This window comes from Agrobacterium sp. rho-8.1 (genome assembly GCF_033957725.1).
Classification (GTDB): Bacteria; Pseudomonadota; Alphaproteobacteria; order Rhizobiales; family Rhizobiaceae; genus Agrobacterium.
Map to the genome: position 1 here is coordinate 1,107,274 of NZ_CP192788.1, position 26,826 is coordinate 1,134,099.

The 26,826-nt window shown below is 54.7% G+C and carries 32 protein-coding genes and 3 tRNA genes; 21 read left to right on the forward strand and 14 right to left on the reverse strand.

The annotated features are described in order from the left end of the window. Positions 1-18 precede the first annotated feature (18 nt). The 14 genes from RMR21_RS05585 (at position 19) to RMR21_RS05650 (ending at position 12,877) form a co-directional block, all read left to right on the forward strand. Positions 19-450: a phage tail tube protein gene (locus RMR21_RS05585; RefSeq protein WP_498669700.1), complete on the forward strand. Its 432-nt coding sequence runs from the start codon at positions 19-21 to the stop codon at positions 448-450. Continuing rightward, positions 451-804: a hypothetical protein gene (locus tag RMR21_RS05590; protein WP_498669701.1), complete on the forward strand. Its 354-nt coding sequence runs from the start codon at positions 451-453 to the stop codon at positions 802-804. It begins immediately after the preceding gene. A 56-nt stretch (positions 805-860) separates the two neighbouring features. Continuing rightward, entirely contained in the window at positions 861-1,004 is a 144-nt protein-coding gene (locus tag RMR21_RS05595; protein WP_498669702.1) for a phage tail assembly chaperone, read from the forward strand. Positions 1,005-1,330: 326 nt separating this feature from the next. Continuing rightward, positions 1,331-3,634, forward strand: a complete 2,304-nt coding sequence (locus RMR21_RS05600; RefSeq protein ID WP_498669703.1) for a phage tail length tape measure family protein — start codon at positions 1,331-1,333, stop codon at positions 3,632-3,634. Between the two features lie 14 nt (positions 3,635-3,648). Beyond that, positions 3,649-4,260 (forward strand): hypothetical protein, encoded by a 612-nt coding sequence (locus RMR21_RS05605; RefSeq protein ID WP_498669704.1) that lies wholly within the window; start codon positions 3,649-3,651, stop codon positions 4,258-4,260. Continuing rightward, positions 4,260-4,832, forward strand: coding sequence for a hypothetical protein (locus RMR21_RS05610; protein WP_498669705.1), 573 nt, complete (start codon positions 4,260-4,262; stop codon positions 4,830-4,832). Before RMR21_RS05605 ends, RMR21_RS05610 begins: the two co-directional genes overlap by 1 nt. After that, the gene (locus RMR21_RS05615; protein WP_498669706.1) at positions 4,810-5,271 is read left to right on the forward strand and encodes a GNAT family N-acetyltransferase; all 462 of its coding nucleotides are present in this window, start codon (positions 4,810-4,812) and stop codon (positions 5,269-5,271) included. The genes RMR21_RS05610 and RMR21_RS05615 overlap by 23 nt, the downstream gene beginning before the upstream one ends. Beyond that, entirely contained in the window at positions 5,268-5,705 is a 438-nt protein-coding gene (locus RMR21_RS05620; protein WP_498669707.1) for a DUF6950 family protein, read from the forward strand. The genes RMR21_RS05615 and RMR21_RS05620 overlap by 4 nt, the downstream gene beginning before the upstream one ends. A gap of 4 nt (positions 5,706-5,709) precedes the next feature. Further along, a complete protein-coding gene (locus RMR21_RS05625; protein WP_498669708.1) occupies positions 5,710-8,628 on the forward strand; it encodes a phage tail tip fiber protein in 2,919 nt (972 codons plus the stop codon). A gap of 12 nt (positions 8,629-8,640) precedes the next feature. Continuing rightward, the gene (locus RMR21_RS05630) at positions 8,641-10,233 is read left to right on the forward strand and encodes a hypothetical protein (RefSeq protein ID WP_498669709.1); all 1,593 of its coding nucleotides are present in this window, start codon (positions 8,641-8,643) and stop codon (positions 10,231-10,233) included. A gap of 1 nt (position 10,234) precedes the next feature. Next, positions 10,235-10,789 (forward strand): hypothetical protein, encoded by a 555-nt coding sequence (locus RMR21_RS05635; RefSeq protein WP_498669710.1) that lies wholly within the window; start codon positions 10,235-10,237, stop codon positions 10,787-10,789. Between the two features lie 536 nt (positions 10,790-11,325). Then, positions 11,326-12,159 carry a glycoside hydrolase family 108 protein gene (locus RMR21_RS05640; RefSeq protein WP_498669711.1) on the forward strand — a complete coding sequence of 278 codons (834 nt, stop codon included), beginning with the start codon at positions 11,326-11,328 and terminating at the stop codon, positions 12,157-12,159. 1 nt (position 12,160) lies between these two features. Continuing rightward, positions 12,161-12,412, forward strand: a complete 252-nt coding sequence (locus tag RMR21_RS05645) for a hypothetical protein (protein WP_498669712.1) — start codon at positions 12,161-12,163, stop codon at positions 12,410-12,412. 117 nt (positions 12,413-12,529) lie between these two features. Further along, positions 12,530-12,877, forward strand: a complete 348-nt coding sequence (locus RMR21_RS05650) for a hypothetical protein (RefSeq protein WP_498669713.1) — start codon at positions 12,530-12,532, stop codon at positions 12,875-12,877. A gap of 42 nt (positions 12,878-12,919) precedes the next feature. Here the strand turns inward: RMR21_RS05650 and RMR21_RS05655 are convergent, their stop codons facing one another. The 6 genes from RMR21_RS05655 to RMR21_RS05680 all read right to left on the reverse strand — a co-directional run bounded on the left by RMR21_RS05655 (position 12,920) and on the right by RMR21_RS05680 (position 17,168). Next, positions 12,920-14,029, reverse strand: coding sequence for a porin (locus tag RMR21_RS05655; RefSeq protein ID WP_498669714.1), 1,110 nt, complete (start codon positions 14,027-14,029; stop codon positions 12,920-12,922). A gap of 228 nt (positions 14,030-14,257) precedes the next feature. Further along, on the reverse strand, positions 14,258-14,917 hold the full coding sequence (locus tag RMR21_RS05660) for an SOS response-associated peptidase (protein ID WP_498669715.1): 660 nt from the start codon (positions 14,915-14,917) through the stop codon (positions 14,258-14,260). A gap of 3 nt (positions 14,918-14,920) precedes the next feature. Next, entirely contained in the window at positions 14,921-15,391 is a 471-nt protein-coding gene (locus tag RMR21_RS05665) for a hypothetical protein (protein ID WP_498669716.1), read from the reverse strand. Beyond that, entirely contained in the window at positions 15,381-15,575 is a 195-nt protein-coding gene (locus RMR21_RS05670; RefSeq protein ID WP_498669717.1) for a hypothetical protein, read from the reverse strand. Before RMR21_RS05670 ends, RMR21_RS05665 begins: the two co-directional genes overlap by 11 nt. Before the next feature lie 104 nt (positions 15,576-15,679). Continuing rightward, positions 15,680-16,729, reverse strand: coding sequence for a tyrosine-type recombinase/integrase (locus tag RMR21_RS05675; protein WP_498669718.1), 1,050 nt, complete (start codon positions 16,727-16,729; stop codon positions 15,680-15,682). Positions 16,730-16,844: 115 nt separating this feature from the next. Beyond that, complete coding sequence (locus RMR21_RS05680) at positions 16,845-17,168, reverse strand: helix-turn-helix domain-containing protein (RefSeq protein WP_498669719.1); 324 nt, start codon at positions 17,166-17,168, stop codon at positions 16,845-16,847. A gap of 122 nt (positions 17,169-17,290) precedes the next feature. Between RMR21_RS05680 and RMR21_RS05685 the strand changes: the two genes are divergently transcribed. Beyond that, positions 17,291-17,635, forward strand: a complete 345-nt coding sequence (locus RMR21_RS05685; RefSeq protein ID WP_498669720.1) for a hypothetical protein — start codon at positions 17,291-17,293, stop codon at positions 17,633-17,635. Between the two features lie 7 nt (positions 17,636-17,642). Next, positions 17,643-17,720 (forward strand) — tRNA-OTHER (locus tag RMR21_RS05690). Between the two features lie 98 nt (positions 17,721-17,818). Here the strand turns inward: RMR21_RS05690 and RMR21_RS05695 are convergent. Both RMR21_RS05695 and RMR21_RS05700 read right to left on the reverse strand, forming a co-directional pair. After that, positions 17,819-18,820, reverse strand: coding sequence for a DUF4062 domain-containing protein (locus RMR21_RS05695; RefSeq protein WP_498669721.1), 1,002 nt, complete (start codon positions 18,818-18,820; stop codon positions 17,819-17,821). A gap of 170 nt (positions 18,821-18,990) precedes the next feature. Beyond that, positions 18,991-19,065, reverse strand: a tRNA-Asn gene (locus tag RMR21_RS05700). Positions 19,066-19,241: 176 nt separating this feature from the next. Here RMR21_RS05700 and RMR21_RS05705 point away from each other — a divergent pair. Next, on the forward strand, positions 19,242-19,526 hold the full coding sequence (locus RMR21_RS05705; protein WP_498669722.1) for a hypothetical protein: 285 nt from the start codon (positions 19,242-19,244) through the stop codon (positions 19,524-19,526). On the opposite strand, the gene RMR21_RS05710 is transcribed toward RMR21_RS05705, so the two are convergent. Continuing rightward, positions 19,513-20,160, reverse strand: coding sequence for an exopolysaccharide biosynthesis protein (locus RMR21_RS05710; protein WP_498669723.1), 648 nt, complete (start codon positions 20,158-20,160; stop codon positions 19,513-19,515). The two genes, RMR21_RS05705 and RMR21_RS05710, sit on opposite strands and share 14 nt — an antisense overlap. 447 nt (positions 20,161-20,607) lie before the next feature. Here RMR21_RS05710 and RMR21_RS05715 point away from each other — a divergent pair, with 447 nt between their 5' ends. From RMR21_RS05715 to RMR21_RS05725, 3 genes are all read left to right on the forward strand, one after another. Continuing rightward, positions 20,608-21,195, forward strand: a complete 588-nt coding sequence (locus tag RMR21_RS05715) for a YqaA family protein (RefSeq protein WP_498669724.1) — start codon at positions 20,608-20,610, stop codon at positions 21,193-21,195. A 92-nt stretch (positions 21,196-21,287) separates the two neighbouring features. Continuing rightward, on the forward strand, positions 21,288-21,884 hold the full coding sequence (locus RMR21_RS05720) for a dual specificity protein phosphatase family protein (RefSeq protein ID WP_498669725.1): 597 nt from the start codon (positions 21,288-21,290) through the stop codon (positions 21,882-21,884). A 314-nt stretch (positions 21,885-22,198) separates the two neighbouring features. Further along, positions 22,199-22,275: transfer RNA gene (locus tag RMR21_RS05725), tRNA-Pro, on the forward strand. A 110-nt stretch (positions 22,276-22,385) separates the two neighbouring features. Here the strand turns inward: RMR21_RS05725 and RMR21_RS05730 are convergent. The 4 genes from RMR21_RS05730 to RMR21_RS05745 all read right to left on the reverse strand — a co-directional run bounded on the left by RMR21_RS05730 (position 22,386) and on the right by RMR21_RS05745 (position 25,769). Next, complete coding sequence (locus RMR21_RS05730; protein WP_498669726.1) at positions 22,386-22,925, reverse strand: hypothetical protein; 540 nt, start codon at positions 22,923-22,925, stop codon at positions 22,386-22,388. A gap of 178 nt (positions 22,926-23,103) precedes the next feature. Next, a complete protein-coding gene (locus tag RMR21_RS05735) occupies positions 23,104-23,253 on the reverse strand; it encodes a hypothetical protein (RefSeq protein ID WP_498669727.1) in 150 nt (49 codons plus the stop codon). Positions 23,254-23,316: 63 nt separating this feature from the next. After that, a complete protein-coding gene (locus RMR21_RS05740; RefSeq protein ID WP_498669728.1) occupies positions 23,317-24,870 on the reverse strand; it encodes an undecaprenyl-phosphate glucose phosphotransferase in 1,554 nt (517 codons plus the stop codon). Positions 24,871-25,196: 326 nt separating this feature from the next. Continuing rightward, positions 25,197-25,769, reverse strand: coding sequence for a polysaccharide biosynthesis/export family protein (locus RMR21_RS05745; protein ID WP_498669729.1), 573 nt, complete (start codon positions 25,767-25,769; stop codon positions 25,197-25,199). Positions 25,770-25,982: 213 nt separating this feature from the next. On the opposite strand from RMR21_RS05745, the gene RMR21_RS05750 reads away from it, so the two are divergent. Beyond that, on the forward strand, positions 25,983-26,597 hold the full coding sequence (locus RMR21_RS05750; RefSeq protein WP_498669730.1) for a tyrosine-protein kinase family protein: 615 nt from the start codon (positions 25,983-25,985) through the stop codon (positions 26,595-26,597). Between the two features lie 2 nt (positions 26,598-26,599). Here the strand turns inward: RMR21_RS05750 and RMR21_RS05755 are convergent, their stop codons facing one another. Then, on the reverse strand, positions 26,600-26,812 hold the full coding sequence (locus RMR21_RS05755) for a DUF2842 domain-containing protein (RefSeq protein ID WP_498669731.1): 213 nt from the start codon (positions 26,810-26,812) through the stop codon (positions 26,600-26,602). Positions 26,813-26,826: the final 14 nt, after the last annotated feature.

Consider the following 26,826-nt stretch of genomic DNA (forward strand, 5'->3'; position numbering starts at 1 on the left):
AATCATTGAGGTTCAATCATGGCCGACGGTCAACAGATTGGTCGTACGCTACTCATCCAGACCGGTGATGGCGACGATCCAGAAGTATTCTCCAACCTTTGCGGCCTGACAACCCGCAGCTTCAACATGTCGGCAAACGAAGTCGACACGACGATCCCAGACTGTGTCAATCCGGCTGCTACTCCGCAAAAGACGGCCGATCCTGGTATCAAAAACCGCACCTTCTCGGGCTCCGGTAAGTTTGTAAAGAGTGCGCAAACCGCTGCATTTATGGTGCACGTCAACGACGCGACCAAGTTCAATGCAAAGGTCATCGTCCCAGGTCTTGGCACCTATACTGGATCTTGGTTCGTTTCTGAGTTCGAATTCAGCGGTGAGATGGAAGGCAATATGGACTTCTCGGCAACATTCGTTGCTGCTGGTCCACTGGCCTTTGTTGCGGAGGCTTAATTGACCGAAAAACCATTTCCACTAGAGGTGAACGGCGCGCGAGGCGAAGTCGAATTGTGGGTCGGCAATGTCCCGCTTGTCATCGCAGCTGAGATGGGCGGCCTAGCCGCCGTCTCGACGCGGCTTTCGTGCAAGAGCATGTCAGACCTTTTTCTTCGCCTCTCTGGCGTCGAGCCCGCAGCCACAGTTGCGGCGCTGGATTTGCTCACTGTAAGGGGCGACAAGGGCAAAGCAATTGGCGTTCTGAAGCTCAAACACTTCGGTGCCGTAGCTAAAGCTATTTCCGATTCTTTGTCCCATCATTTCGACGAGGATGAATTGGGAAACGAAGGAGCCGTGGAAAAGGCGGCGTAGAACAGCCATTTCCATGGCGTGACTGGCAGAAGGTTGCGTTCGGAGGTCTTGGATGGATGCCCCAGACGTTCTGGTCTGCGACCCTGACCGAGTTTATCCTGGCTGCTCACGGGTGGTCAGAGGCGAACGGAGCCAAAAAAGAGATCGAGCCTCCTTCGGAAAACCAGCTTGACGATCTCATTAAAAAATACGGCGGTTAGGCGGGTGGTTCACCGCTCAGCCTCTAGCTGCTGTCGATAGGTGATGTAACCGTTTTGACGGCACCATTCTCGCAGCCGTTTGGCATCACCCAGTTGCCACGCATACAACTGGCTTAGTGAATCTTTGCACCGCTCCAGTTTCACAATTTCGGCGTCCCTAGGATTGGGGATGTCGGGGGCCTGATGCACTTGCGCGTAGCCGAAGCAAGACGTGGCTAAGTAAAAGCCGATCGCCGGCCAAACCGCGCGACACCTCCCCAAAACATTCAACACTCGCGCACCTCCAAGCTCGCCTCGGCGGGCTTTTTCACGTTAGGAAAACCGACTTGGCCGGTAACAATAGCGATGACCTGATTATCTCAATCAGTACCGACCTCGCAACCGTAAAGCGTGCGCTGAATAGGTTGGTATCCGATGTCGGTCAGACTTCCAGCGGAATTGAAAAGAGATTTGCGTCAGCTGGCAAGTCGATCAATTCATCCCTCACATCGTCGATGCAAGAGCGCATCAACAGCATGGTGGGTATAGGCATTTCCGCCGCAAAAGAATGGAACGGAGCCCTTGCTGATCAGCAAAAAGAGCTTGATCGCCTTCGGTCCAAATACAGCCCTCTTTTTTCGACCATCACAAGTTACAAAAATGCGGTTTCTGAGATCAGGCAGGCGCATGCAGTAGGAGCCATCTCCGCCAATGAGATGACTGCCGCTATCCAGCGTGAGAGACAAGCCGCCTTGGCATCTACAGCGGCGATCAAGGGTAGAAATTCCGCAATCAAGGCTACTGTCACCACGAGCAGCGGTAACAGCTTCAATACCGCTAACATTGCTGCACAGTTCCAAGATATTGGCGTCACTGCGGCTATGGGAATGTCGCCAATCCAGATCGCCTTGCAGCAGGGCACGCAGCTGTCTGCCGTCTTGCAGCAGATCAAAGATTCTGGACAAGGCGTAGGGCAGGGACTTGCTGCTGCATTCGCATCAGTGATCTCGCCATTGTCGCTCGTGACCATCGGTGTAATAGCGGCGGGGACAGCCGCTTTTCAATACTTCAGCACGGTGATGAGCGAAGGCGACAAGTCTGCTGAGGTTCTAAAGGAGCAGGCTGCCCTCATTTCTGCGGTCGCGGAACGTTGGGGCGAAGCCGTTCCTGCGTTGCGGGAATATGCCGATGAACTGAAGCGCGCACAAGACGGTGCCGATCTGAAGAAGGGCGTACAGCTCTTAAACGACAATACGCTGGCAGACGTTCGAAAAGAAGTTGAAGCCACCGAGACCGCTTTCTTTGATATGCAATTGCGGTTGCAAGATTTCGGACTGTCATACGATGTCATCAGAAACCTTCAGGATGCGTTCGATGCCTTCGCTGAGGCCGCGAAAACTGGAAAGCTAGAAACCGCTGAAGTCGAGCGAGTGCAGACGGCTCTGGCATCCGCAATTAACACCACTGGGATGACCTCAGTAAGCAATTTCGCCGCCAATTTCGACGATCTAGCATCTTCAGCGCTTATCGCAGCCGGCAACGTGCAGAAAGTGAACGACGCTGCGTCGCGAATGACTGACGTCACAACGTGGCGGAGCTATAATCCCAGCACTCGCCAGCTTGAGACAAACGCAGACCCTTGGGCAGATAATATACAGAACCCTGGGTTTATGACGCCGGAGGTTGGACCCACCCCAGAGCGCCGTCCCTCTGATCTTGATAGTGCTAAAAATCGTGGCTTCGGCACCCCAAAGAAGGCAAAGACCCCGGCCAAAAATGCCTCTGACCGTTTCACCGAAGACTTGCAAGCTATCCGTGATAGAACGGAAGCTTTGCGCCAGGAGATGGACCTCATCGGACTTTCCAATGAGGAGCAGACCAAGCGTCGTGCCGCATTGGACTTGGAGCAAAAAGCGCTTGCCGATCTGCGTGAAGAGGCTCGGAAAAAGGGCGAAAAAGACCTCGAGAGCATCCAGTTGTCGCCTGACAAGGTAGCTGCAATCGAGGCCGAGGCGGCGGCTTACGCTAAGCAGTCCGAAGAGCTTAGGAAAGTTGCAGAAAACCAACAGCAAGCGGAAAGCAGTGCTCGCGATTTCTACGACACAGCAAAATCTGGATTCGCCAATGTTGTGACCGGCGCCGAAAGCTTGGGCGAGGCATTGAAGGGATTGGCAAGTAAATTTGCCGACTTGATGCTCAACAGCGCGTTCGACAACATATTCGGAGGCAAGTCAGCTACGGGCAGCAATGGATGGATGACTGGCTTCTTCAAGCTTCTTGGCTTTGCCGATGGTGGCTACACCGGTTCAGGTGGGAAGAACCAACCTGCGGGCATTGTCCACAAAGGCGAGGTTGTCTGGTCGCAGCGCGATGTCGCGATGGCTGGTGGCGTTGGCGCTGTAGAGGCTATGCGCAAAGGCTACGCGAACGGCGGTGCGGTTGGTGTCTCTGTGCCTTCTCTGCCTTCCATGAAAGCTGCAAACAGCAATGCCGCGCCGGTCATCAACTACTCACCGGTGATCGACGCACGCGGCGCGGACCAAGCGGCGGTCGCCAGACTTGAGGCTGGTTTGGCCAAGTCCCAACGCGAATTCGCGGCGAACACGCTGAAAGTCATGAGCCAAGTCGGCCCACGCGGCATCAAGGTTTAAGAGGCCCAAACCACATGGCAGAAACATTACCGGTCGGCCTGAGATATGGGCCGACCTATCCTAAACTCATGCGCTCCACCAGCGTGTCAAGATACGGCAAGCGGGCTATTTCCTTCATGGAAACCAGCGACCCGTTCTGGCAGGTGTCTATGCGCGTTCTGGCCTTGAGCAATGCCGATCGGCAGAAGCTTGAGGCGTTCATTTCGCGCTGCCGTGACGGCATGGTGACGGTGCTCTATACGCCAAAGCACGTGTGTCTGCCGCAAGCCTATTGGGGCAACCCAACAGCGCCCGCCATTCTGGACAATGGCACTCTGACGGCAATATCCGGCAACCAACTCACCATCGGCGGCGTGACCAATGGCTTGCAGCTGATGGAGGGCGACCTCATCGGGTTCGGTCAGGGCGACTACAACGTGATTGTCCGCGTCGTGCAGGATGCGACCGCCGCTGCGGGTGCCATCGCCATCAAGATAGAGCCTTTCCTGCCGCCCTACATTACCACAGGTGCGACCGTCATCTTCAAGAACCCGGTCATGAATATGCGCCTGGTGCCGGACAGCTACGATTGCCCTGATGACTTCCGCCCAACGGCGACATTCACCCTTATCGAGGTGCCGCGCTAATGGCCTTCCCAACAAGATTGCAGCAGCTGCTCAATGAGGGCAGGGTGAAGATCGGGTCCGGTGTCAAGTTTGAATTTGGCACCGGCACCTACGGGTTCTTCTCTGGAAAAGGCACGCTCGACTACAACGGCCTGACCTACAAGGGCAATTCGATCATCGAGATTGATGAACCCGCCTTTGCGCTCGGCACATCGGCCAATCCGGTCACCATGCGGTTGCCAGCGCGCTCCGACTTCGGCCTCACACCCGACAAGCTGCTTCTGATCGAACAGGAAGAATACAAGGGCCGTCCGGTCACGCTGTACGACTTCTATTTTGATCCCGACAACAACGCCTTCCTGCACGCAGAGCCGACCTTCTACGGCTACGTCGATACGATCGATCACCGCGAAGAAAACGGCGAAGCGTGGCTTGAGGCCAACATCGAAACCGAAGCGATCGACAATTTCCGCGAAGGCTATCGATATGCCAGCCATGAAGACCAGCAACTGGTCTCTCCTGGTGACATGTTCTTCGAACACGCTGCGAGGCTGAAAAATGAATTCTTCAATGTCGAGTTCAGCCAGAAGTGACGTGCGACCAGCCCGAAACAGTGACGCTGGTGCGGTTGTCGATCTACTGAGGCAAAGCCACGCCGCCGCCAGTTGGACATTCCCATTCGACCCGGCGCGGGCGCACTCCCTGTTTGTCGCGCACATGCAGGGCTCGCGGTCATGTGTTCTGGTTCTGGAAGATGCGAGCGGTGTGTCAGGCCTGCTGATGGCCGGTGTGTTCGATCACCCCTTTGGCGCGGGTCTTTGCGCAAACGAAACTGTCTGGTTCATCGCTGAACACGCGCGCGGTCGCAGTTCCCTCAAGATGCTGGATGCCTACGAGGCATGGGCAAAAGAGCAGGGATGCGCCGTGGTCTGCATGGCGTCTCTCGCCATCAACGATGTGTCTCGCATCTACACCCGTCGTGGCTATGCACCCGTCGAAACCCATTTCATGAAAGCGCTGGTGAGCGAATGACTGATGAAGACGTTTGGATCTGGCCGGAAGGCCACCCAGGTTGGGACCACTACACGCCAGCTGAACAATTGTCTTTAACAGATCGGTCTGATGGCTGGGACAGACGCCTGGAAGATGCTGTTTCCATCATCGCCAGCAGCGAGCGAACCGACGAGGCGCATTGCGATGTCGTGGCTGTCTGCGAGGCCATTGAGGCCATGCTTGGGGTTACCCTGCACTCCACTCGACAAGACGCCAAAGCTCTCTTCGAAAGCCTTGGCCTTGAACCTGTCAATCGCTTCTCAGCCGTTCGCGGAGACGTGGGCGTGGTCGTCTTTGAAGGCAGGTATCTCGCCGGTGTCGTCTCCAGCGCAGGCTTCGTGGTGCGGATGACCCACGGCGTCTCAATTTTCTCGATCACCGATATCGAGCAGGCTTACAAGATAGGCGCATAGCTCCATGGCATTCTTTACGTTTATCGCAAGCGCGATCACGGCTGTAGGCTCGTGGTTGGCTGGTGGCTGTATTCTTGCGGGCTTGGCGCAGAGCGCATTCGCCATCGCGGCGTCGTTCGGCATCAACAAGATTTTCGCGCAGAAAGTCCCAAGCACGTCTGCACAGCTCGAAACCGAATATGGCGTCAACAACCCGCGAACAGTTGTCCTCGGCACGTGTGGTCTTGCTGGTCGCCGTGTCTCTCGGAACAACTACGGTTCAGGCGGCCGCAATATTCAAGACGTTTACGAGCTTGCCAGCTTTCGCATTACGGGCGTTCCTCGCGTTCGCTATAACGGTCAGTGGCGAACGCTGACAGAGCAGGATTCCAACGGCTTCTGGCTTGTCCCGAACGAAGGCACAAGCGGCGACAGCCACGACGACGTGCGGGTGAAATTCTACTTCGGCACCATGGACCAGCAGGCAGAGCCAACGCTGATTGCCAACTCGCGTCCTGCCGGTCGATGGACAGCGGCACACCGTGGCGCGGGCGTGGCTTATGCGGTGGTTTTCTCTGGCCTTCGCAAGCAGGGCAATGGCCTTGCTGCACCTGCCCAGCTTCTATTCGAGGTCAAGGGCGCACCGCTCTACGACTGGCGCAAGGATAGCTCTGTCGGTGGATCCGGCTCGCATCGATGGAATGACCAGTCCACATGGGAATACAGCGACAATCCATTCGTGCAGGCCTACAATCTGGAGCGGGGTTTCTACAACGGCGATCAGTTGATGGTCGGCAAGGGCGTTCGCGCCTCGCGCCTTCCTTTGTCGGAATGGACGCAGGCCGCAAACATCGCAGACGAGATCATCGACGGCTATTATCGTTACCGCTCGCACATGATCGCGAAGGACGGCCCCGGCGCAAACCACGATTCCAATCTCCAGCCGTTGCTTATGGCTGCATGTGCGTCTTGGGTTGAGCGCGTTGATGGCGAGTTTCCGATTGCGGGCGCACCGCAGGCCGTTGTTGCAACCATCACCGACGATGATATCAAGATCGGCGCCCCAAAGCGGTTCACAGCAAAGCGCAAGCGTACCGACCTCATCAACACCGTTGCGGCATCCTACGTCTCTCCTGACGACTTCTACGAGACCAAGGATGCTGCAACACGCATCGACCAGTCCGCACTAGCCGAAGACCGTGAAACACTTGCCAGTGCTATTCCCTACGGCGCTGTGACCAACGTAAAGCAGGTTGACCGGCTGGCCGACATCGCCATTCGTGGCGCTCGTTTTCAGGGATCGGCTGAAATCACCATCCACCCACGCTTTCTGGACGTTGTGAAGGAAGGTCGCTGGATCACGTGGGCAAGCGCCAAACATGGCACGCGCACGTATCAGGTTCTGACCCGCACGCTCGGTCCGCACAACAGCGATGGCGTTCGGGATATCACGGTTGCCTTGCAGGAAATCAGCAATGGCGTCTTTGACCCAACGGCATATGCCACGAACCCGCCCATCATCATCGTTGTGCCGCCTCCGCAGTACCTGGCAGAGGTGCAGAACTTCACAGCCACGCCAACCGTTGTTCAGTCCGAGGCAGGCGGGCTTCTTCCTGCTGTCGAGCTTCGGTGGGACGCCATAGATGATATCTCTGTCGTTGCCGTTCGGATCGAATACTGGCCCGCCGCGCAGCCGACACAGGTGTTCACCAAGACGGTCGACTCTGACATCAGCGTCGTTCGTATCGTGGAAGGTCTTACGCAGGAAACAGACTGGCAGGTCCGCACTGTTCTGGTTGTGGACAACGGGCGTTCAGTCGCTCCATCTGGTATCACCAACTTCCGCACGCTTCAGGCCGGTGGCGATCTCATTGCCAATCTGGAGAACCTCGGCAAGGACGTGAAAGACACCATCAAGCTGATTGCCGATGCACAGCGCGAGTTCATGCTGCGCATCGAAGAGTTAGGTGAAGCCTTCTCGCTTGAGGGCGCGGTCGGCCAGGTAGAGCGTGAAAGCATCCGGGCCGATTTGGGTGACGCCTATGCGGCAGTAACTGAGGAAATCAGGGTTCGTGTTTCCGAAACGGAAGCTCTTGCCCAGCGGTTCACCACTGTCGAGGCGGGGATATCAGGCAACACGGCTCTCATTGCTACCGAGACAACGGCCCGTGTGAATGGTGATGGTGCTCTAGCGCAACAGATCACGGGCGTTTCTGCCACGTTCAACGGCATGTTTGCCGATGGTCTGGTGATGTTCCAGGCGACTGCTGCACCGTCTGGTGTGACTGCTCGCTTCGCCATTCTTCTGCGGGCAAACCTGGGTTCAGGTTTTGTCGAAAGTGGGATGTATATTCAGCTTCGAAGCGTGAGCGGTGTTCTGAAATCTGAAGTCGGTTTCCTTGCTGATAAGTTCGTCATCATCAGCGGCGATCAGAACCTGGCTGTGTTCGCAGTAGAGAACGGCGTCGTGAAGATTCCAAACCTTCAGGTCAGCCAAGCCCAGATCGCCAATCTCTTCATCGGTGATGAGCAGATGGTTCCCGGCTCCATGATCCGGATAAGGTCAGTATCAACCGCGATCAATAATGCCCCAGGATTTGCGGAACTATCGTTGACGATTGACCATGGCGTTCGCGCAAACCCGAACAACCCAATTTTGATCAGAGTGGAATACTCCGCTACCGGTAAGGCGAACCAATCTCAGGCTGCTCTTATTGGTGCTCATTACATCGATGACGTTACGGGAGGCGGCTCAACCAATATCTACACGTCTAGATCAGATACGGCTGTCGGTGGGCAAAATTTCAACGATTATACAGCTTTCAGAACCTTCGCAGTTCCGACCAACAGAGCGTCTACGGTACTGCGACTGAGGCTTCCATCAGAGAGCGCTGTCAACTGGACTGCAATGGTCCTCTCCGCGATGGCATTCCGCAACAACTAAGGCAAACCCAACATGACCACACCCTACACACAGGGCACGGCATCCGTGACCGCTGGCAGCGCCATTGTGACCGGAACGGGGACAGGATGGCAGACCAGCGGCTTGCGTGCTGGTATCTTTGGCGCGAACGGCATAGCGGTTCCCGTTGCCTCTATCGACAGCGATACGCAAATTACGCTTGCGCTCGATTGGCCGGGGGCTACGGCTTCCGGTCAGGAATACTGGATCACCTACGATACGGAGCCGGGGCAGCAGACCGTTTCCAACGCCCAGCGGCTGGCAGAGTACATAGCTCGGCTGAATAACCCGGCGCTGGCTGCGACGGCGAGCGTAACGCCTTCAGCAAATAAGGTTCTTCTCTTCACCGGTGCCACTACAGCGACCCTGATTGATGTCGATGATCTCATTCAGGCATTTAAGTTTGATGCCGAGGTGCCAACGCTTGCTGGTCGCGCTGCCTATGATGCCCAGCCCAAAGGCTTCAAGGTCCTCGTTGCAGATATCGGAGACGGTCGATCTGCGTTCTATACGAAACTCTCCAACACATCTGCCGATTGGAGCGTGCCGTTCTACATCAGCGGAACTGTAGGCCCAGCTGGTGTTGCAAACCCTCGTGGCACGTATGCGGCTGGCACGGCCTACGCCAAGAACGATCTGGTTCTTGATAACGGTTCGAGCTGGATTGCCAAGGTCGCCACGACTGGCAATGCACCACCGACACTTCCGACGACATCGAATACTTGGTGGCAGTTGGCTGCGGCCAAAGGCACGGACGGGACGGGTACCGGCGATGTCTCTGGTCCTGCTGGTGGCGTGACAGTAAAACAGGTGGCTGGTTTTGGATCCGTAACTGGCAAGGCGATTGTTGGTCTGACAGCTGCGGAAGTTCGCAGTGCAGGGCAAGTCCCTGTGGGCCAGTTCAGGAACAAGCTGATTACCCCTCTCTTCAATATCAATCAGCGAGCCGTTAGCGGCACAGTAACGTTGGCCGCTGGTGCTTATGGTCATGACCGTATGAAGGCCGGTGCGAGTGGTTGCACCTACTCCTTCTCGACAAACAACGGAGTCACAACCCTAAATATCACGGCTGGTTCATTACAGCAGGTCATCGAAGCGTTGGCGTTCGCTGGCGAGCCGGGAAGCTATGTTCTCTCATGGTCTGGCACGGCACAAGGTCGCATCAATTCGGGTTCATATGGAGCTTCTGGTTTGGTTTTGGCATCTGTCGATGGGTCTGCAAATGTCACGGTTGAATTCAACATGGGCACATTATCCCTTGCTCAATTTGAAAGAGATTATGTCACGCCGTTTTCTGCACGAAACATTCAGCAGGAAACGGCCCTTTGTCAAAGATACTACGCTGTGGTACTTGGTACTGCTCGCTGGCCTGCACCCGGTTTTTCCATTATGGAAACACCTCTTTTTTGGCCCGTCACCATGCGAACAACACCTTCTTTGACTCAGTTAGCAGGCGGTGCGATAGCCAACGCAACCATAAGCTTGATCGCTGGTGGACCTACCGGAGGCCGTTTCCTGATTACCGCCGCAGCAGCAGGCGACAGTATAGCCGTAGGCGTACCTATATCAGTGAACGGAGAGCTATAAGATGGACGTTCTAGGTTACACAGAAACCGGCATGATCATCATCATCCTAGACGGTAATAAAACATTCGTCCCTGACGACATGGCGAACCGCGACCGCTACCGCATCTGGGACGAATGGGAAATGGGACCGGCTGACGAAGTCGGTCGCCGCGAACGGATAAATACCATCCCTCCATTTGCCATTCCAGAGCCGGACCTCGAAGAGATAAAGCGCCTCCTTAAAACACAGATTGATGAAGAGGCCGAAACGGCGCGTCTTCGATACATCACGGGCGGCGCTGGTCAGGCAATGACCTATCAGCGCAAGGTGGAAGAGGCGAAACGCGCCGTTCTTGAAGATAATCCTCTGCCAGACGATTATCCTATGCTTTCCGCTTCTCTTGGTATCGACGGCGAAACGATCAAGGATATCGCTTTGCTTGTCCTGACTATGGATGCGCAGTGGGCGGTTATCGGCAGTGCCATCGAGCGTGCTCGCCAGACAGCAAAAGAGGCTATTGGCGGCGCTGAAACCGTCGAAGCGGCACAGATCGCGGCGCAAGTCGTCTGGCCTTGAGCCTCTGAACTAACCCCACCCAAAACCTCAGGAGACCACCATGGCGACTGTACGCGACGTACAGCGGCGCTTGATTGCGCGCAGTCAACTAGCATGGCGGGCATTTGGGTCGAAACGCGGTTGATCCGATCTGTTATCTACCTCTGACGTAAACAGAATCGCTGTCGCGGGATCCGCTGTTAGCCCAGTCTCTACCGTTCTCACGGCGCCAGTCGCAACGACCGGCATAAGGATGAGACACATCATCCTGGCCGTTACCGCATGACTGGTCGCGCGTGGTCACTGGTCCGCCACGGTAGCCAGTGCCGTCTACGCATCCGCTTAGGATGCCGACCGAGGCGAGGCAAATCGCTGTGACAAAAAATTTCATGGCCCAATCTCCAATTGATCGATTTTAACGCGCCCCTGGTGGACACAGTTCCATCTGCGTAGGTCGTTCGCCCTAAAAGGAAAATCAATGCCAATCATCAAAATCTCCGAGCCGGGGAGGGCTTTCGTGCGTCTGCATGATTGCCTGAATGAAAGGAGCCAGAAGCATGGCTAGAGAAAATCTTGCCGTCTCGCTTGACCTGATGTTTGGCCATGAAGGCGGGTACGTTAACGTCAAGACAGACCGCGGCGGCCCTACCAAGTACGGCATCACGCACAAGACGCTTGCCGCAGCGCGAGGCGTTACTTCTGTTACGGCCGCTCAGGTCAAGGCCATGACCAGAGACGAGGCAGTCGAAATCTATCGTCGGTCCTATTGGACTCAGGCTGGTGGTGATTTGCTGCCTTCTGGCTTGGACTACGCAGCCTTCGACTTTGGCGTGAACAGTGGGCCGCAGACCGCCGTAAAGAAGCTCCAGACCGTCCTGCAAGCGAAGAAGGTGTACGCTGGTATTATCGATGGACACATCGGCGAGCAGACAATCGGCGGCGTCCAGTTTTATCCAGGTGGCGTCAAGGCGTTGATCGTCGACTATTGCGAAGAGCGCATGCGCTACCTGCGCAGCCTGACGAACGCGAAGACCGGCTTCCCTGTAAACGGCAGAGGATGGACTATCCGCGTCACCGGCGTTGACCCACTCGGCAAGTTCAAGAAGCAAGCCGGTGTGGTCGGCAATGCACTCAAGATGGCTAACGACGTCACGCCGCTTCCAACCATCGCGCCGGTCGAAGCGGAAGCAAAGGCCAGCGTGCAGGACACTGGCCTTGCAGAAGTTCTCAAGAAGCCAGAAGCATGGGGTCCGCTCGGCGGCTTCCTGTCGGCTGCGGGTGCCATCTTCGCCGGCGCTGGTCCTATCCAGTGGGCACTGGCGATACTGATGATCGCGGGCGGCATCGTCGGTCTCGTCTACTTCGTCCAGCGCATCAGATCGGGAGGCTAGCATGCCACTTTTTCTAGCGGGGCTTTGGTCCCGCCTTTCTGGTTATTTTGCCACCATCGGAACAGCGCTCGCGATACTCGCGGGCGTATTTTTTTACGGCCAACGGGCAGGGCGCTCCTCGGCAAAAGACGAACAGGCCGCAGCGAATGCAAAGGCCATCAAGCGGGCTGGGGAAGTCGAAAATGAAGTTGGTAAAATGGACGACGCTGGCGTTGACGCTGGCCTTGATAAGTGGATGCGTGACAAGCGGTAGCTACTGCTCCATCGCGAAGCCGGTGAGGCCGTCTGTTGGCGACACGCTAACAGGTGAGACGAAGCGTCAGATCCTCATGGGAAATGAAAAGCTGCAAAAGCTCTGCGGGGTTAAGCCATGAGCGGTCCTGAAATCATGGCTGTTGCGCTGTTCTTCATCGCGTTGTTCGGCTTTTTCTTCGGCTTGTGGAAATATGTGGACGCGAAGATCAGCTCGGCCCGGTCCGACGCAACAGGCACAGCTTCGGCCGCACACGCCCTCGCAGCTCTTGCGCGCGACGAGCTCGCGTCACACCGTCTTCATGTGGCAGAGACTTATATAACGAAGGCCGGTATGCGCGAGACGACAGAGCAGATCATGGATGCGATCAGCGGTGTGAAAGCGGCCGTCGATCACATGACCGTTCGCGTCGATCGCATTGTGGAAAATCAGGCTTCGAAGCCAAGGCCGACCAGATCGACCTGACGTAACCCCGCTGGCCGAAAGGTTGGCGGGGTATTTTTTTGTTCAGAATGACCTTTGAAGTCGAACGAAACCACTTAGCTTCTTATCGCGGTCGTCTTCGTCGTTGTAGTTGAGTGCGACCTTTGTGTTCAGCCCTTTTGTGAATTCATAGTTGACAGCTACGCCAGCTGTCCATGCGTCGCGACTGGAGAATTCGTCGCCACGGCGACCGACGATAGGCTGCGAAAATATTGTGCTAATTGAATTCACAAAGCTGAAGTTATCCGCTGTATTTCCAAACCACTGCGCACCTGGAGTGATTGTCAGCTTGTCGGTCGCCTTGATTGCGTATTCAGCTGCAACAGCCCACTCGGATTCAGAGTAGTAAGCGTTACCGCCTGATGCCCAGAGCCCCGCTATACCAATGGTTCCTGAGCCTATATCGGTGGTGCCGATTAAACGAACGGAACCGTCTTGCTGGTCAGCGTCATAGCCGCCGATCAGCTGGAATTTTGAATTATTAAGTTCCGCTCCTAGGCCAACAGTGACGCCTATATTTCCTTCCGCTTTTGTCTCGGCACTAAAGATGGTGAAACCCGCAAATCTTCCAAATATCTGCACGTCATAGAGCGTAGGCCTACTCCCCTCTAACTCATCAACTGAAACGCCAGCCCAGAAAGAGCCTGCGTCGTAAGTGTAGCGAATGGAGTTGAAGAGTGCGTTTGTGGACAGTTCGTCAGCTTCGCCAGAGAGGCCATCGTCCCACCAGCTGTAGAACTTTCCAACGCGCAGGCCGCCAAGCTCGATGAACGCCTGGCGTAATTCGAAAGGTAACGAAGGGTCGCTGTTATCTGCATCAGCGCGGAACTCGATGAAGCCGCGCAGTGCGCCGAGTTCGGTCTCTGTGCGTGTGTCAATGTTGAACTGAGCGCGCGTGAATGTCTTTCTGTTCTTTATCGCTAGATCATCTTCAAAATCTATTTGTGTTCTAACGTAACCGCCGAACTTCAGGCAGGTTTCGGTACCAGGAATGTAGAAGAAGCCTGTGCCGAAAGCGTCGCAAACGCGAACGTATTCAAGTGGCTCTGGCTCCGCAGCGACGATAGCGTCGGCAGCCTGTGCGCCGGATACCGCTGCGAGAGCGACAGCATTTATGAGAAATGCTTTATTCATGTTTAGTGACCCCACCTAGTTCCCCAGACGTGTGTAACTAAAGTTGTGTTTTAGAGAAAGCTGTATCTTCCGGTCATGGAGTTTTCTTATGCGGATAGTGCTCCCAGCACCACCATTGCACAGGCTCTGCCTTGCTACGAGCGAATCCGAAGCCGCCCCACTTATTGCATTCAGGCACGCAGCAGTAGTGGTTCTCGTGCAGGCTGTCGCTGGTTTTTTCGGCGTCACTCACAGAAGCGAGCCTTGCGACTGTTGAACTTCGATGGGTAGAAGGATCAGTCTCTCATCTGGCAACGGTCTTTGAAGCTCCTTCGCTTCATCCCACGGGGCGGCCATCCACACCTCGACCTCTTCCTTCGTTGTCAACACGACCGGCATTGCCTTCGGGTGGATCGGCTTCACGATCGCGTTTGGTTCGGTCGTGAGGAAGGCGAACAGCTCATGATCGCCTTCTCGCGGGTTCTTCATGGAACCGCGAGTCCCACTCCAATCTGTCCAGACGCCAGCAAAGAAGGCGAGGGGTTCGGCGTCATCGATGGCAAACCATCGCTTTGTTTTGCGGGGTTTGGTATCTTCCCATTCGCAAAAGCGCGTCCATGGTACGACGCATCTGTTTTCAGCTTTCAGCCACCGACGCCAGTGTGGCGATGTGACGTTTCGTATGTTGGTAACGCCGGTGTCTGGTTTGTCACCGAGTTTGTTGGGCGGCGTGGGCATACCCCATGTCAGTTCAGCCAATTCCCGCTCACCGTTCTTGTTGCGCACGACCGGGGCAGGGCGATCTGGGTACACCTCTATTTCCGGCTGCATGTTCAAGCGCTCTGACATCACACCCACGATGTCACGCATGGCTTCCTGATTGGTGCGGACCTGGTACAGATTACACATGCGTCACCTTGGAAGTTTGGCGAGGGTCAGTTCGACATCACCCTTGCGATTGCATCTCTTGCAGCGAAGCCGCTGCTTTAAGTCGTCTAAAGTCATTCCCGGCTTTGTAACCTTGTTTACGCGCCAAGGTTCCAGATTAGAAACGTGCCCACAATAGCGGCACTTGCCGACGACGATTTCCCAACTGCACAAATAGTCCAGCCGAGGGGAGGCAGGCTTTTCATACTTGATCTTCTTCGTGCCGAAGCCTTCGTAAAATCTAAGCCTACACCTGTTATGATACCCCTCGATGTTTTTCGGGCATTCGATGATGTCCTTCGCAATTCGGCCGTTGAGCGAAACCAAATCCGCATCCTCGTACATGAGGAAGAGTCCGTCATAATCTAACCGCTTCAGTAGTTCGCAATCGAGGCACATCACATAGATCAGGTCGTCTTTGAGCGACGAGAGCGTAGGAAAGCCCTCAGACGGCATCGCGCTCTTCGCTCGGAACCCATCCTCGCGTGTAACCGCGGCCCATCGCAACAACAGCCAAACTCAACTGATGCTGAAGGTGTTCTATTTCATCCTGCATCGCCTTCACCGCGGCCTTTGCGTCACCGTTGTGGCAATCCAGAATGTAGTCGGCGACGTCAGCCTCGTCTGGTCTTGGACGCATACTTTGATCTCCTCGTTGATCCGTTTGATCGATCACGGAAGGCTGCATAGCTGATCGATGTTCTTATTATGTTCTGGTGCGTGGGAGAGTCAAGGATCTCATTTCTACGTCTCGTAATATCGGTTTAGCTTCCGCGCTGCATTGCGAGCAAGCTCGGATCTGCTACCGAGATAATGCATGTCTAGAATTGTTTCGACATCGCGAAGACTGTGGCCGGAGATCGATGCGATTTCTGCAACGGTGCATCCTGCCAGAGCCATTCTGGTCACTGCTGTACCGCGGAGATCGTGAAAGGTAAGGTCGGTGACGCCGGCCTTGATCTTTGCCTTCGACCAGCTGGAATTGAATCCATCTTTTGTCCACGGCCTGCCTAGAGAGTTCACAAGAATGGTTTCAGCTGGCGCAGTTGGCTTCAGCTGCAGTTGAAGTGAATGATGCACGGGCACGATAACGCGCGTCTTTGTTTTAGACTGGCGTAACTGAAAGTTTTGCCCGTCATACTGCGACCACCGCATGGCCAGCAGATCGCCTTTGCGTTGTCCTGTCCACAAAGCCATCTGAAGGGCTAGAAACAAGCTTACGGAGCTTGCGTGTTCAAACGCACTAATTTGCTCGTCAGTCCATATCTTCTCCCTGCGGTCGGCTCGATATATTCGACCTCCACGCTCAGCGATGTTCAGAACCAGATACCCTCGGTCTTTTGCAAAGGACAACACTCGTGCCAGAACCGTCCACGCAAAATCAGCAGTACGAGGCTTGTCAGCCATCCCGTCGCGCCAGTCCTTAAATGCACCGCGGGTCAACGGCCGCTGTATTTCTTCCAACGTGAGAGAGCCAAACCGGTCACGGATATCGTCCAAATGCCTGCTGTAGTCACGCTGGTTCGAGGCGCTCGTTTGCTTGAAGTCCGTCGAGTTCTTGTAGCGAGTCACCAGGTCGGACAAATTTAATGCCAGGGGATTGGAACGTTCGCGCTTGGCCGATAGGTATGCCGCCTCTAGTCCAGAAGAACCGGGCTGAATAGGCGCGCCGACTTTGTCCTTGAGAAGCGGTCCGCCTCGCCACGCGTAGCAATAGTAGATGGTCTTACCGCTTGCGAGCGTCTTTTTGATTCTCATCAGCCCTTTGAGCTTTACGCGCACCGCTACCACCATGCATCTAGAAAACCGTTTACCGCCGGCACGAGTGCCGAAAGCTGGTTGATGTCTCCACTTTGTGGTGATGCGGTTGGTGGTCGCCGTAGAAGGCTATCGGCAGATCAACTACCCGTCAACCACCAGCGCCGGTTGGTGCATCGGGCTGCATGTTCTCTGGATACTGCACGGTCTCTGGGCCGGGAACTTCTGGCTTCGGTGATAAGGCGAGGCGGACCCCTGGTCCACCCGCTGCTGATGTCTGGTTATCGTCGATAAACTTTACGCCGGCTTGCTCGAAGCACCGTTGAAGAACTTCGACCGTGGCGTTCTGCGGAGTCGACTTGCCAGATTCGAAGTTACGAATGGTCGCGTTGCCGATGTTCGACTGATCGGCAAGTTTTTGTTGCGACCAGTCCAGAAGCGCTCTGGCTGCGCGGCATTGTGAGGATGTCAACATACCTGAAAATACCACTTCTCAAAAAATAGCTAGCCATAGCGATTTTCGCTTGCTTTGGTTAATGATGTCGTTTATCGCTATCTATATCGAAATTCGCTATATATCAAACGGGAACCACTAGCATGGTAAATAACACATTACCGGCGAACGCCGAAGGCATGCCCGAAGAAAGCTTCATCAATCGCATGGTGCGCCTCTTCGCGGAACTGCACACCATCGGCGACCGATGCGGTGAAATGCCGGATGAGGCCATGGACCACATAACCTCGGCGCATTGGATCGTGTCGGAAGCGATCATCAATGCACCAGTCACATGTGAGGCCGACGTAGCAGGAAAGCTTCGCCACGCGATCCTTATGATTGAGTGCCCCCACGGCATTTATAACGACGAAGTGCCAGCGGTGGCAGGCGCGCTGGATGCGCTGATCAAGTTTCGCGCCGAGGAATGGCAGATGATTCGCCAGTAAAACTTTCGCCCCTGTATCGGTCCGGGTCTTCTACCCCGCGAAGCCGTAGAGGATGACGCCCGTTCGAATCGGGTCAGGGGCTCCACCAACACCATAGGCCAGCGCGCAGACGGCTCACCAAGCCCGACACCACCGCTCACACACTGCGGCGCGCTGGCCGGCAATCAAATGGCCGAGGAGACCTTAAGGCCCGCCAACCTCACCAGTTGGCGGGCTATTTTCGCTCGTTTCAGTCGCAGATTTTGTAAGACGCTGCTTTTCAATAAGCGCAAGCGTCTTTTTGCCTTTGTCTGTTAGGAAACTTCGTCGATATGAGCTGCCTGCCGGCTTTTCGCTTGATGCTAGGCCGTGAATAATTAATTTAGGAAAGACTGCGAAATAGAGGAATTTATAGGGTTGGCTAGTGGCCCAATTTTGGGGAATGCCGTTTACCAGTTGAGATGAAAAGGCGCTCATTAGCGCAGCTAAATCCCTTTTCACATTAGGTCTGCCAACTGCATCTTCGGGAACATCGAGAACGGTTAGCTTTAGAAGCTCAAGCGTCTCCTCCAACTCTTCGATGGAATACTGATCTTTCGTCGACCTTTGGGGCGCAGGTTTAGCGCGTTTTGCTTTATCAAGCTCAAGTCGGAGACGAGATATTTCAGCATGCAATGCCGATGCATCGACAATCTCTGATGCTGACACCCATCCGACGAGATTTGTCTGATGACCGAGTTCGCCGAGGCTTTCATGGATAGCGAGCTTTATGTCGCGATCATCCTCAAAAAATGCTGACATTGTGTTCAGCACTTTTCCGCGGAATCTTTTCAAAGATTGCGGGTCGTCTTTTTCGAAAACGGCAGATCCAAATTTCGTAATTTTCGCTTCTAGAGCTTCTTCTTTTATAACAACCGAAAACAGGGGCTTCTTTTGCTCAACCGCATAATCGTATTCCATCTCAGTGTAACTAAGACCAGTGTCTTTATCGATCGAGCCATACCTACCGCCAAGGATGAGCATGTAGACATCCGACTCGTCTATCCACCGTTTGATAATTTCCCATTGGGATTTATCACTAGCAGTAAATAGTTCCATGCCGGCAGGGATGTGGCCAGCCTTCAATATTGCCTGAACGGCTGCCTGCCGCTCGAATTGCAGATCAGTGAACGTGCTGGAAACGAAGACTTGTAGTTTTCTTCTCATTTTCTACCCCTACCTACCCGACCCTCGTTTTCCCCCAGACGGGCGAGAGGGGCAAGCAAAGCTACTCTTAATCCACAGGCACAAGGTATCTACCAAAAGCGGGGAACAAAGCGGGGAATTGTTCAGCGGTATGAAATTCATCTTGCAAATCAAGTGCTTGCAAGATGAAATGGCTCCCCGGGCCGGATTCGAACCGGCGACCTGTCGATTAACAGTCGAATGCTCTACCGCTGAGCTACCAGGGAACGTGCGCTGCTTGGCGCGGTGTGAGCGGGGTAATACAAATGCTTTCACGATTTGCCAAGCGGTTTTTTCAAAAAAAGTGCATTCCCCTTGTTTTATCCACCGAAGTCCCCATTTTCCGGGCCATGCCGGTCCCAGAAAACTTATTGTGTGCCGTCCCTGTGCAAAAGGATTCACGATGACGTTTGGTCTTCACCCGAAAACAGGTCGTCTTCACCTCGGAAAGTGGAGCTTGGCGATGCCGCGTTCCCGGGTTGGACGCATCCTAATCGGCTCCGCACTGGTTATCGGCGGCATTCTGGGCTTTCTACCGATCCTCGGGTTCTGGATGGTGCCGCTAGGGCTGCTGGTGCTGTCGCAGGACTTACCCTTTGTGCGTCGCAAGCGTCGGCGGCTTTCTGTATGGTGGGCACGCCGACAGCGCGCCAAGGCAGCGCGCCGCGGTGGCATCACGCGCCCGTAAGCGAGTTGCTGATGCCCTGTCCGGCCCAGAAGGCACCGTAGGCGAGTGCGATGAAGTAAATCGTGGTCAGACCCAGGAAAATATAGCCACCCAGAACGGTCGCGCCGTCACGCTGGATCATGCCGGCAGAAAACAGAAGAATCGCGATACCGGGCAGGGTGTTGGAAAACGGCACGAAACCCAGGGGCATCATCAAGAGAATGCCAGCTGCCATGATCGCAAGGCCGTTGACGCGGCTCATGATGGCGCCCGCCGTCAAAGCAGGTAGGCGAGGGCGCATGTAGCGATCAAGTTTCGAAACAATGTTCACGCCTTTTTCCAGCGCAGGGACCAGACGGGCCGTCTCCATCTGCTTGTCGAGAATACGCTTCGGCAGCCAAGGCAGCCTGTTTAGAGTGATCGCGAGACTGATCATGACGATAGCCGCACCAAAAATCGTGCTGACGCCCGGAATCGAAACGGGAATCAAAAAAGGCAGGCAGGCAATGGCGCACATCAACAGCAGTCCCTGTTCGCCGATGGCTTCCATCAGTTCGCGCAGAGTCGTCGTTTTGCCGCTTAGCTGACCGATCAGCTTTTGCAGCACGGTGCTGAGACTTTCCGATGTATCTGTAAAGGTAAAATTCTGCGTCATGCGTAATCCCGGATTTGTTTTGATGCCGGAATTGATAACACCCATGACATGGCGTGCCTATGGCAAGACGCAGTTTTCAAAAGCACAAAATAGCGGTCTTACGGCACCTTATCGGTGTGATACCCACGCGTTGTAGGCCCCGGCCAGCAAGACCAGCAGCAACGTTGCTAAAACGAAGGGGTTCAGCGTTGTTATCAAGCCAAGATAATACAAAGTGTGTCCTCCTCTGTTCGTCCAACGCGAAGTTTACGTTGAAATTCGAAATTTTACCAAAGAAAAATATACCTGTGGTTGCATTGCAGCATTGATTTCTCTCCGTGTGCGGAAGAGCTTGGCTTTTTCATTTGTTGCATTGCATGATATGGCGCCTTATTCAGCCTCAATGTTGCGCCGCAACAGTGTCTATAGGCCTCACATGTGGTCAAATCGCCTTCGGAGAGGCTTGTGATGCTCAACAAGATTTACGATTGGACCATGGCGCTCGCCGCCAGAAAGACGGCTGTCTGGTGGCTGGCAATCATCGCCTTTGTTGAGAGTTCGATTTTTGTCGTGCCCGCAGATGTCCTGTTCATACCCATGGTTCTTGCAAAGCCGAAACGGGCGATGTTTTACGCGCTCGTGGCGACGGTGGCCTCCGTGCTGGGTGGCATTGCAGGCTGGTATCTCGGCCACTATGCATTTGAGAGCCTGGCCAAACCCGTGCTGGAGTTCTACGGCAAGCTGGAAAGCTTCGAGCACATGAAGGCCTCGGTGGACTACAAGACCATCCTTTTGCTGCTGATAACCTCGGGCTTTGCCCACCTGCCGCCGATCAAGGTGGTCACGATTCTCTCCGGTGCCGCGAATATCAGTCTCGGCGTGTTTATCATGTCCGCCATCGTCACCCGCGCTGCCCGTTTCTTCCTTCTCGCAGGCCTTCTGCAGCGGTACGGTGAGCCGATCCGCCATTTTATCGAGAAACGGTTGGGCATGATCACCGCCATCGCTGCCGGCGCGCTCATTGCCGTGTACGCGATCTACCTTCTCGCGCATTAGATACCGCAAGAATTTGGCTGACGCGCACTGTCGCGTTCAGCGTGATGTCAGTATTGCCGGTCATTTCCTGTCTCAACAGACAGGGAAGACAGATGATAAGATATTTTTGGTTTCGGGGAATTCTGCCACTCATCTCCGCTGCAGCGGCAATCTTGATCTACATCGGAGTTCTGCAGATCTCTGGAAATTTTCACGAGGTGATCGCCGGTCAGCTTTATCGTTCCAGTCAACCAAGCGAAACGCAGCTTGCCGAGTATGTGAAATCGAACGGGATCAAGACGATCATCAATCTGCGCGGTGAGAACGAAAATTCCGAGTGGTACAGGGAAGAGACGGCAACAGCCGCGATGCTGGGTGTCGAGCACATCAATTTTGGCATGTCGGCACGAAAACAACTGGGTGCCGAGCGCGTGGCTCAACTGGTGCAGATCATGCGCGATGCGCCAAAACCCATCCTCATTCACTGCAAGTCAGGTTCCGACAGGACGGGTCTCGCATCCGCGATCTATATGTATCGTGTCGCAGGCATGGATGAAGAGACGGCAGAGCAACAGCTCTCCATCCGGTTCGGACATGTTTCCATCCCGTACCTTTCCTCAGCTTACGCCATGGACAGAAGCTGGAACGAGATAGAGCATGGGAAATATACCACCATGAACACGCCTGCGGCTCCGCCCAAGGTGATCTGAACCGTAATGAACTGATGATGATATCGAAAATACGATAAAATGGGAGACCCGCCGCTGTCCCACCCAGCATATGGCGGGTCTCAACCTTTACCCCTCCGTAAGGGCAATATTAGAGAAACATGCTTTTTCAGGGATGGCAATGTGGTAACCACATATTTGCGTATAATTTCGCCAGTAGACTGAAAAAGGTGCGTTTCATCGTTAATCGGCTCGATGTTCGCGACCAAAGCAGCCGATTCTGAGCGGTGTTTTCCCCTATCGGCGATTTTCCACTTGCGCATGAACTGCCATCTATATAAACGCCTTTCCTGTGTCGGAGCGTAGCGCAGCCCGGTAGCGCACTTGACTGGGGGTCAAGGGGTCGTGGGTTCGAATCCCGCCGCTCCGACCATTATCTTAAAGGTATTCCCCATACCTTCTTCAAATCGGTATCGTCTTACGCAAGTTTTGAAATTGGCAATCCTTGGCCAGCCCGTGGGCTGACCAAGTTTTGCAGTCTGGTCACTGTGGCCAGGTGAAATAGTAATATTTGTTGCCGACGGTGCTGAAATAGGCGCTTTCGCCGGATATGAGATCAATGTAGCTGCCGTTGTCGTCTTTTGCATAGGCCGTTCCCTGCGCGCGTTTGATGTGCTGCTTGAGGAAAGGGCTCCAGCCGATGGCGTCTATCTTGCCAGCGGCGTTCTGTGTGGCGCTGCCGCCCCATGCTGTGATGACCACGCCTTCGATTGGGTCGAATATGTTGAGGGCGCTGGCATCTGCTGCCTTCAGCATGGCCTGTCCTTGGAAAGCGCTTGTCGGATCTTCCGACATCTCGATGAGCGTCGTCTTCAGAGTTTTCAAGAAGACAATGTCGGTGATATTGCCGGTGAACTCGATATCGGTCGTATCGACATCGGCCTTGTCCGTCGTGATCGGCAAAGGCAGACCAACGACGACTTTTTCGGCAGCGTGTACCGCTAGTGCGGCGTGGGAGTGAATGGCTTTCAACGCAAGCTCGGTTGACACGAGCTTGACGGCATTGGCGAGTCCGGAGACCATAGTGTGTGGTGTCCCTCATTCTCAGCTCGTCGCATGCATCTGCGCCGGAGCTGTCGCTTCCAGAAGGAAAGCGAGCATTGATATGGTCCACTCTCATGAAAAGACCGGTGTGTGTGAGGTGAAATATACCTGACACAAACCGGTCTAGATTTCTCAACCTGCGCGAAGCTGGAGGCGCTTAATTCTCCTGTACAGAGACGCCGTTCGGCCCGATCTTCATTTCGACGCCCTTTGGCTTGCTTTCCTCGTACCAGACGTAAGCGCCAAGGCCGACCACGGCGATGAGCAGAGCGCCAATGATGAAGTAGAGACTGTTGGATCGTGTCATATGTTTCCCCTGTGCAGAAATGTGCGGGTGCTAAACGCATGAATTCGTAAGGAGTTCCGCATTCTAATAAGCGTTTTCCGATTTCAGCAAACGGATGGGTGTGAGAAACAGAATTTTAAGATCAAGCAACAACGACCAGTTTTCAATGTAATAAAGATCATAGGCCGTACGATTTTTAATCTTGTCTCCATGGTCGATCTCGCCGCGCCAGCCGTTTATTTGCGCCCAGCCCGTCACGCCGGGTTTAACCTTATGACGTGCAAAATAATGCTCGACGACTTCGGTGTATTTCAGGTCTCCCGTCTGCGCATGCACGGCATGGGGGCGAGGGCCGACGAGGGACAGATCACCTGCCAGAACGTTGAATAACTGCGGCAACTCATCAATTGACGATTTTCGCAGGAATCGACCGACGGGTGTGACGCGGGGATCGTTCTTGGTTACGGCCTTCTTGGCCGTCGGGTCGCTCATCTCGGTGTACATGGAGCGAAACTTCCAGACATTGATTGTCTCGTTGTTGAATCCATGTCGCTTTTGCTTGAACAGAACGGGCCCCTTGGAGGTCGATTTCACAGCGATGGCCGCACCCAGCATGACGGGCCAGAGCAACAGTATCGAAAAAATGCTGAAAAAAACGTCGAACACCCGCTTGGCGACTGAGTCCCAGTCACGCAAAGGTTTGTCCATCACATCCAGCATCGGTACATTTCCGATGTGGGAGTAGGAGCGGGGGCGAAAGCGCAGCTTGTTGGCTTGCGCGGCGATGCGGATATCGACGGGAAGCACCCACAATTGGCGAATGAGTTCCAGTATGCGCGCTTCGGCGCTCATGGGAATGGAAATGATCAGCATATCCAGCTTGGTCAAACGCGCAAATTCTACAAGCTCGGCAAAAGTGCCAAGTTTTGGATAACCGGCAACGACCTCGGGAGACCGTGCGCTTTTTCGGTCATCGAAAATGCCACAGATGCGGATATCATTGTCGTGATCTTCAAGGGAGCGAATCAAATCCTTCGCCGCTTGTCCGCCGCCGACGATGACCGCGCGTCGTTCCATGACGCCGTTACGGCCCCAGTGGCGAATCGCCAGGCCGACTATCACCCGCTCGATGAGAATGAAGACCGCGCTGACAGTGAACCAAAGTGCCGATGTCTGCCAGGAATAGACCGTGGCTGGAAGAAACGTCATCATCATGATGAACGTCAACGCAAAGGCAGCCAGAAGCGAGCCTTGAACCCGTGGTATGGTCTGCACCGGGCGACGCAGCATGGGAAGCTGATAGCAATCCGTGATCAGCAATAAGATGGATGAAAACGCGCTGGTACAGATACAGATCGCCACCAGAACAAGTTGAGAGCTGAACTCCTGCGGTGCCTCCAGTGCGTTGATGAAGATGCCGATGAGCGACAAAATGACGAATTCGAAAAGGCGCAGCTGTCCTATGACGATATTGGGAGAATGACTGGTGGAGCGAAGCTGGTTGGCGACCTGAAGGGCAAGCGGATTGAGGGTAACGGGCTCGCGGGCTGCCGCATCGGCCGACTGCGACTTTTGCAAAAGCTGCGTGCGAAGCGCGTTCAGATCAATGGGATTATTTTCGCCTCCACCTTGGTCCATCGTGTCTTTCCAAAGCCTCGAATGAATATCAGGTTACAAAAGAATTTACTAATAAACCCTTTAGGTCAACATCATCGTGTCGAATGCACCTGCTCTAGCACATGCACCATGGTTTCACGTCGTTAAAACGCGGTCCTGGTGCATGCGTTCCTCAGTCCGGCCTTTCCGGACGAGCAAATAAGGGGGCGGGATACGCAATACCTGTTTACCCGCAACTGTAAGTCGGTTGGAAACCTTTGGCTTGGTCCCATTCCAGACTGTAAACTTTCTCGTGTTAAAGCTTCTTGAGGTGAGTGGCATCCGTCGGGTACGACCGTTGATGCATTTTAGAAGAAGCGTTCGCGAACATATATCGTGTCGCCTGCGATGACGGGGCCAGAGATGATGATTCGGCCTGTCAGAACCTCGGCGTTGATTTTTCGGGTAACGTCCACGTCGAGCTGATTGGCGCGGGGTGTGAAGCCGCCGGCGATGGCGATGGCATTTTGGGCCGTCATGCCGGGAACGTAGGAATACTGGCCTGGTCTGCCGACCTCACCCATGACGAAAACCGGGCGATAGCGATCGATCTCGATCGTCACATCAGGGTTCTTGAGAAAACCCTGGCGCAATTTCTGTGCGATCGCCGCTTCGAGCTGGGCGACGGTCTTGCCACGCGCCGGTACCTGGCCGACGAGCGGAAAAGCAACATAGCCCGCCTGATCGATGATGTAGGTATTTGTCAGTCCGGCCTGATCGAACACATTGACGCGCAGACGGTCGCCACTATCGAGGTGATAGGGTTGAAGCGCTGCCTCGTTAAAAGCGCGTGGTGCCGGCTTGTACGCAGAACAACCTGCAAGTGTCGTCGCCAAGGCAACGACCAATGCGGATATCAAACGTGGGGCAGCGAACGTCATCCGCAATCTTGCTCCAAATACATTTCTTCATGCCGTTATCCCCTCCTTATGGTTAATGCCCCGTAAACAGGTGGCGATTCATTTTTCAATCATTAGTAATCATAGTCGCGTTCGAGAAGTTTAACGCTTGCGTTACCCGCACCTCGTAAAGTCGCGGTGACCAACGGAATGTGCCGCGGCGCCAACACATTAGGAAATGACTTGGAAGACAACATGTCTCACGCAGATGACACAGACGCCCTGCCACGGGAACGATTCAGCCTTCCGGTCAGCGACATCGCGGATTTCCTTTCCATGCGCGGTGCAAAACCTGCCGTCGCTTTCCTGTCTCCCAGCGGTGACGATGGCTCCACAGCCACGGTTATGCTGGCGCGCTCCATGGCTGAGCTTGGCCGTTCCATCGTGCTTGTGGATATGACGGTGTCGGGTGGTCCATCACGATTGATGTCACCGCAGGCCGGCCTTCCAGGTCTTGCGGATCTGCTGTTCGGGGATACGGCCTTCGGTGAGACGATCCATCACGATCGGCTGTCCAACGCCCATATCGTGCCACAAGGCATCGCCCAGCCCGTCCAGGCGGTGAAGATCATCGAGCGGCTGACCATGGTGCTGCATGCCCTCGCGGATACGTACGACACTCTTTTGCTGGAGTTCGGAGCATCGGATATCGAGGGTGTAACAACGCTGTTGAAATATGTGGATGCCGACATCGTTGTGTCATCGCCGGACGAAGCCCTGGCCGAACCCGCACTGGTGCAGCTTCGGGCTATCGGTTACCCCGACGTTATGGTGATGACCGATCGCGCACCCACAAAAAGCGTGTCATAGAGCTATTTTTGTTGTTTCGGCCCAGCCATCCATTTGATGATGAACATGGCGGGCAATATCCACAGCAGACCTGAAACGATGAAATACGCCAGGTGCACCCACCACGGCTGCGTTGCCAGTGCGGCCGTGGCAAACGATGTTGCGACCACGGCATAAAGAACCACCAGACAGATGATGACGATGGTTCCGATGAATGATTTCAGGCGCGTGGGCATTCCGTTTTCCGTCT

Excerpts from the sequence above, each read along its gene's own strand:
- RMR21_RS05585 (WP_498669700.1), top strand. The coding sequence starts at position 19 with ATGGCCGACGGTCAACAGATTGGTCGTACGCTACTCATCCAGACCGGT.
- RMR21_RS05595 (WP_498669702.1), top strand. The coding sequence starts at position 861 with ATGCCCCAGACGTTCTGGTCTGCGACCCTGACCGAGTTTATCCTGGCT.
- RMR21_RS05605 (WP_498669704.1), top strand. The coding sequence starts at position 3,649 with ATGGCAGAAACATTACCGGTCGGCCTGAGATATGGGCCGACCTATCCT.
- RMR21_RS05610 (WP_498669705.1), top strand. The coding sequence starts at position 4,260 with ATGGCCTTCCCAACAAGATTGCAGCAGCTGCTCAATGAGGGCAGGGTG.
- RMR21_RS05615 (WP_498669706.1), top strand. The coding sequence starts at position 4,810 with ATGTCGAGTTCAGCCAGAAGTGACGTGCGACCAGCCCGAAACAGTGAC.
- RMR21_RS05620 (WP_498669707.1), top strand. The coding sequence starts at position 5,268 with ATGACTGATGAAGACGTTTGGATCTGGCCGGAAGGCCACCCAGGTTGG.
- RMR21_RS05625 (WP_498669708.1), top strand. The coding sequence starts at position 5,710 with ATGGCATTCTTTACGTTTATCGCAAGCGCGATCACGGCTGTAGGCTCG.
- RMR21_RS05630 (WP_498669709.1), top strand. The coding sequence starts at position 8,641 with ATGACCACACCCTACACACAGGGCACGGCATCCGTGACCGCTGGCAGC.
- RMR21_RS05635 (WP_498669710.1), top strand. The coding sequence starts at position 10,235 with ATGGACGTTCTAGGTTACACAGAAACCGGCATGATCATCATCATCCTA.
- RMR21_RS05640 (WP_498669711.1), top strand. The coding sequence starts at position 11,326 with ATGGCTAGAGAAAATCTTGCCGTCTCGCTTGACCTGATGTTTGGCCAT.
- RMR21_RS05645 (WP_498669712.1), top strand. The coding sequence starts at position 12,161 with ATGCCACTTTTTCTAGCGGGGCTTTGGTCCCGCCTTTCTGGTTATTTT.
- RMR21_RS05650 (WP_498669713.1), top strand. The coding sequence starts at position 12,530 with ATGAGCGGTCCTGAAATCATGGCTGTTGCGCTGTTCTTCATCGCGTTG.
- RMR21_RS05655 (WP_498669714.1), bottom strand. The coding sequence starts at position 14,029 with ATGAATAAAGCATTTCTCATAAATGCTGTCGCTCTCGCAGCGGTATCC.
- RMR21_RS05660 (WP_498669715.1), bottom strand. The coding sequence starts at position 14,917 with ATGTGTAATCTGTACCAGGTCCGCACCAATCAGGAAGCCATGCGTGAC.
- RMR21_RS05665 (WP_498669716.1), bottom strand. The coding sequence starts at position 15,391 with ATGCCGTCTGAGGGCTTTCCTACGCTCTCGTCGCTCAAAGACGACCTG.
- RMR21_RS05670 (WP_498669717.1), bottom strand. The coding sequence starts at position 15,575 with ATGCGTCCAAGACCAGACGAGGCTGACGTCGCCGACTACATTCTGGAT.
- RMR21_RS05675 (WP_498669718.1), bottom strand. The coding sequence starts at position 16,729 with ATGGTGGTAGCGGTGCGCGTAAAGCTCAAAGGGCTGATGAGAATCAAA.
- RMR21_RS05680 (WP_498669719.1), bottom strand. The coding sequence starts at position 17,168 with ATGTTGACATCCTCACAATGCCGCGCAGCCAGAGCGCTTCTGGACTGG.
- RMR21_RS05685 (WP_498669720.1), top strand. The coding sequence starts at position 17,291 with ATGGTAAATAACACATTACCGGCGAACGCCGAAGGCATGCCCGAAGAA.
- RMR21_RS05695 (WP_498669721.1), bottom strand. The coding sequence starts at position 18,820 with ATGAGAAGAAAACTACAAGTCTTCGTTTCCAGCACGTTCACTGATCTG.
- RMR21_RS05705 (WP_498669722.1), top strand. The coding sequence starts at position 19,242 with ATGACGTTTGGTCTTCACCCGAAAACAGGTCGTCTTCACCTCGGAAAG.
- RMR21_RS05710 (WP_498669723.1), bottom strand. The coding sequence starts at position 20,160 with ATGACGCAGAATTTTACCTTTACAGATACATCGGAAAGTCTCAGCACC.
- RMR21_RS05715 (WP_498669724.1), top strand. The coding sequence starts at position 20,608 with ATGCTCAACAAGATTTACGATTGGACCATGGCGCTCGCCGCCAGAAAG.
- RMR21_RS05720 (WP_498669725.1), top strand. The coding sequence starts at position 21,288 with ATGATAAGATATTTTTGGTTTCGGGGAATTCTGCCACTCATCTCCGCT.
- RMR21_RS05730 (WP_498669726.1), bottom strand. The coding sequence starts at position 22,925 with ATGGTCTCCGGACTCGCCAATGCCGTCAAGCTCGTGTCAACCGAGCTT.
- RMR21_RS05735 (WP_498669727.1), bottom strand. The coding sequence starts at position 23,253 with ATGACACGATCCAACAGTCTCTACTTCATCATTGGCGCTCTGCTCATC.
- RMR21_RS05740 (WP_498669728.1), bottom strand. The coding sequence starts at position 24,870 with ATGGACCAAGGTGGAGGCGAAAATAATCCCATTGATCTGAACGCGCTT.
- RMR21_RS05745 (WP_498669729.1), bottom strand. The coding sequence starts at position 25,769 with ATGACGTTCGCTGCCCCACGTTTGATATCCGCATTGGTCGTTGCCTTG.
- RMR21_RS05750 (WP_498669730.1), top strand. The coding sequence starts at position 25,983 with ATGTCTCACGCAGATGACACAGACGCCCTGCCACGGGAACGATTCAGC.
- RMR21_RS05755 (WP_498669731.1), bottom strand. The coding sequence starts at position 26,812 with ATGCCCACGCGCCTGAAATCATTCATCGGAACCATCGTCATCATCTGT.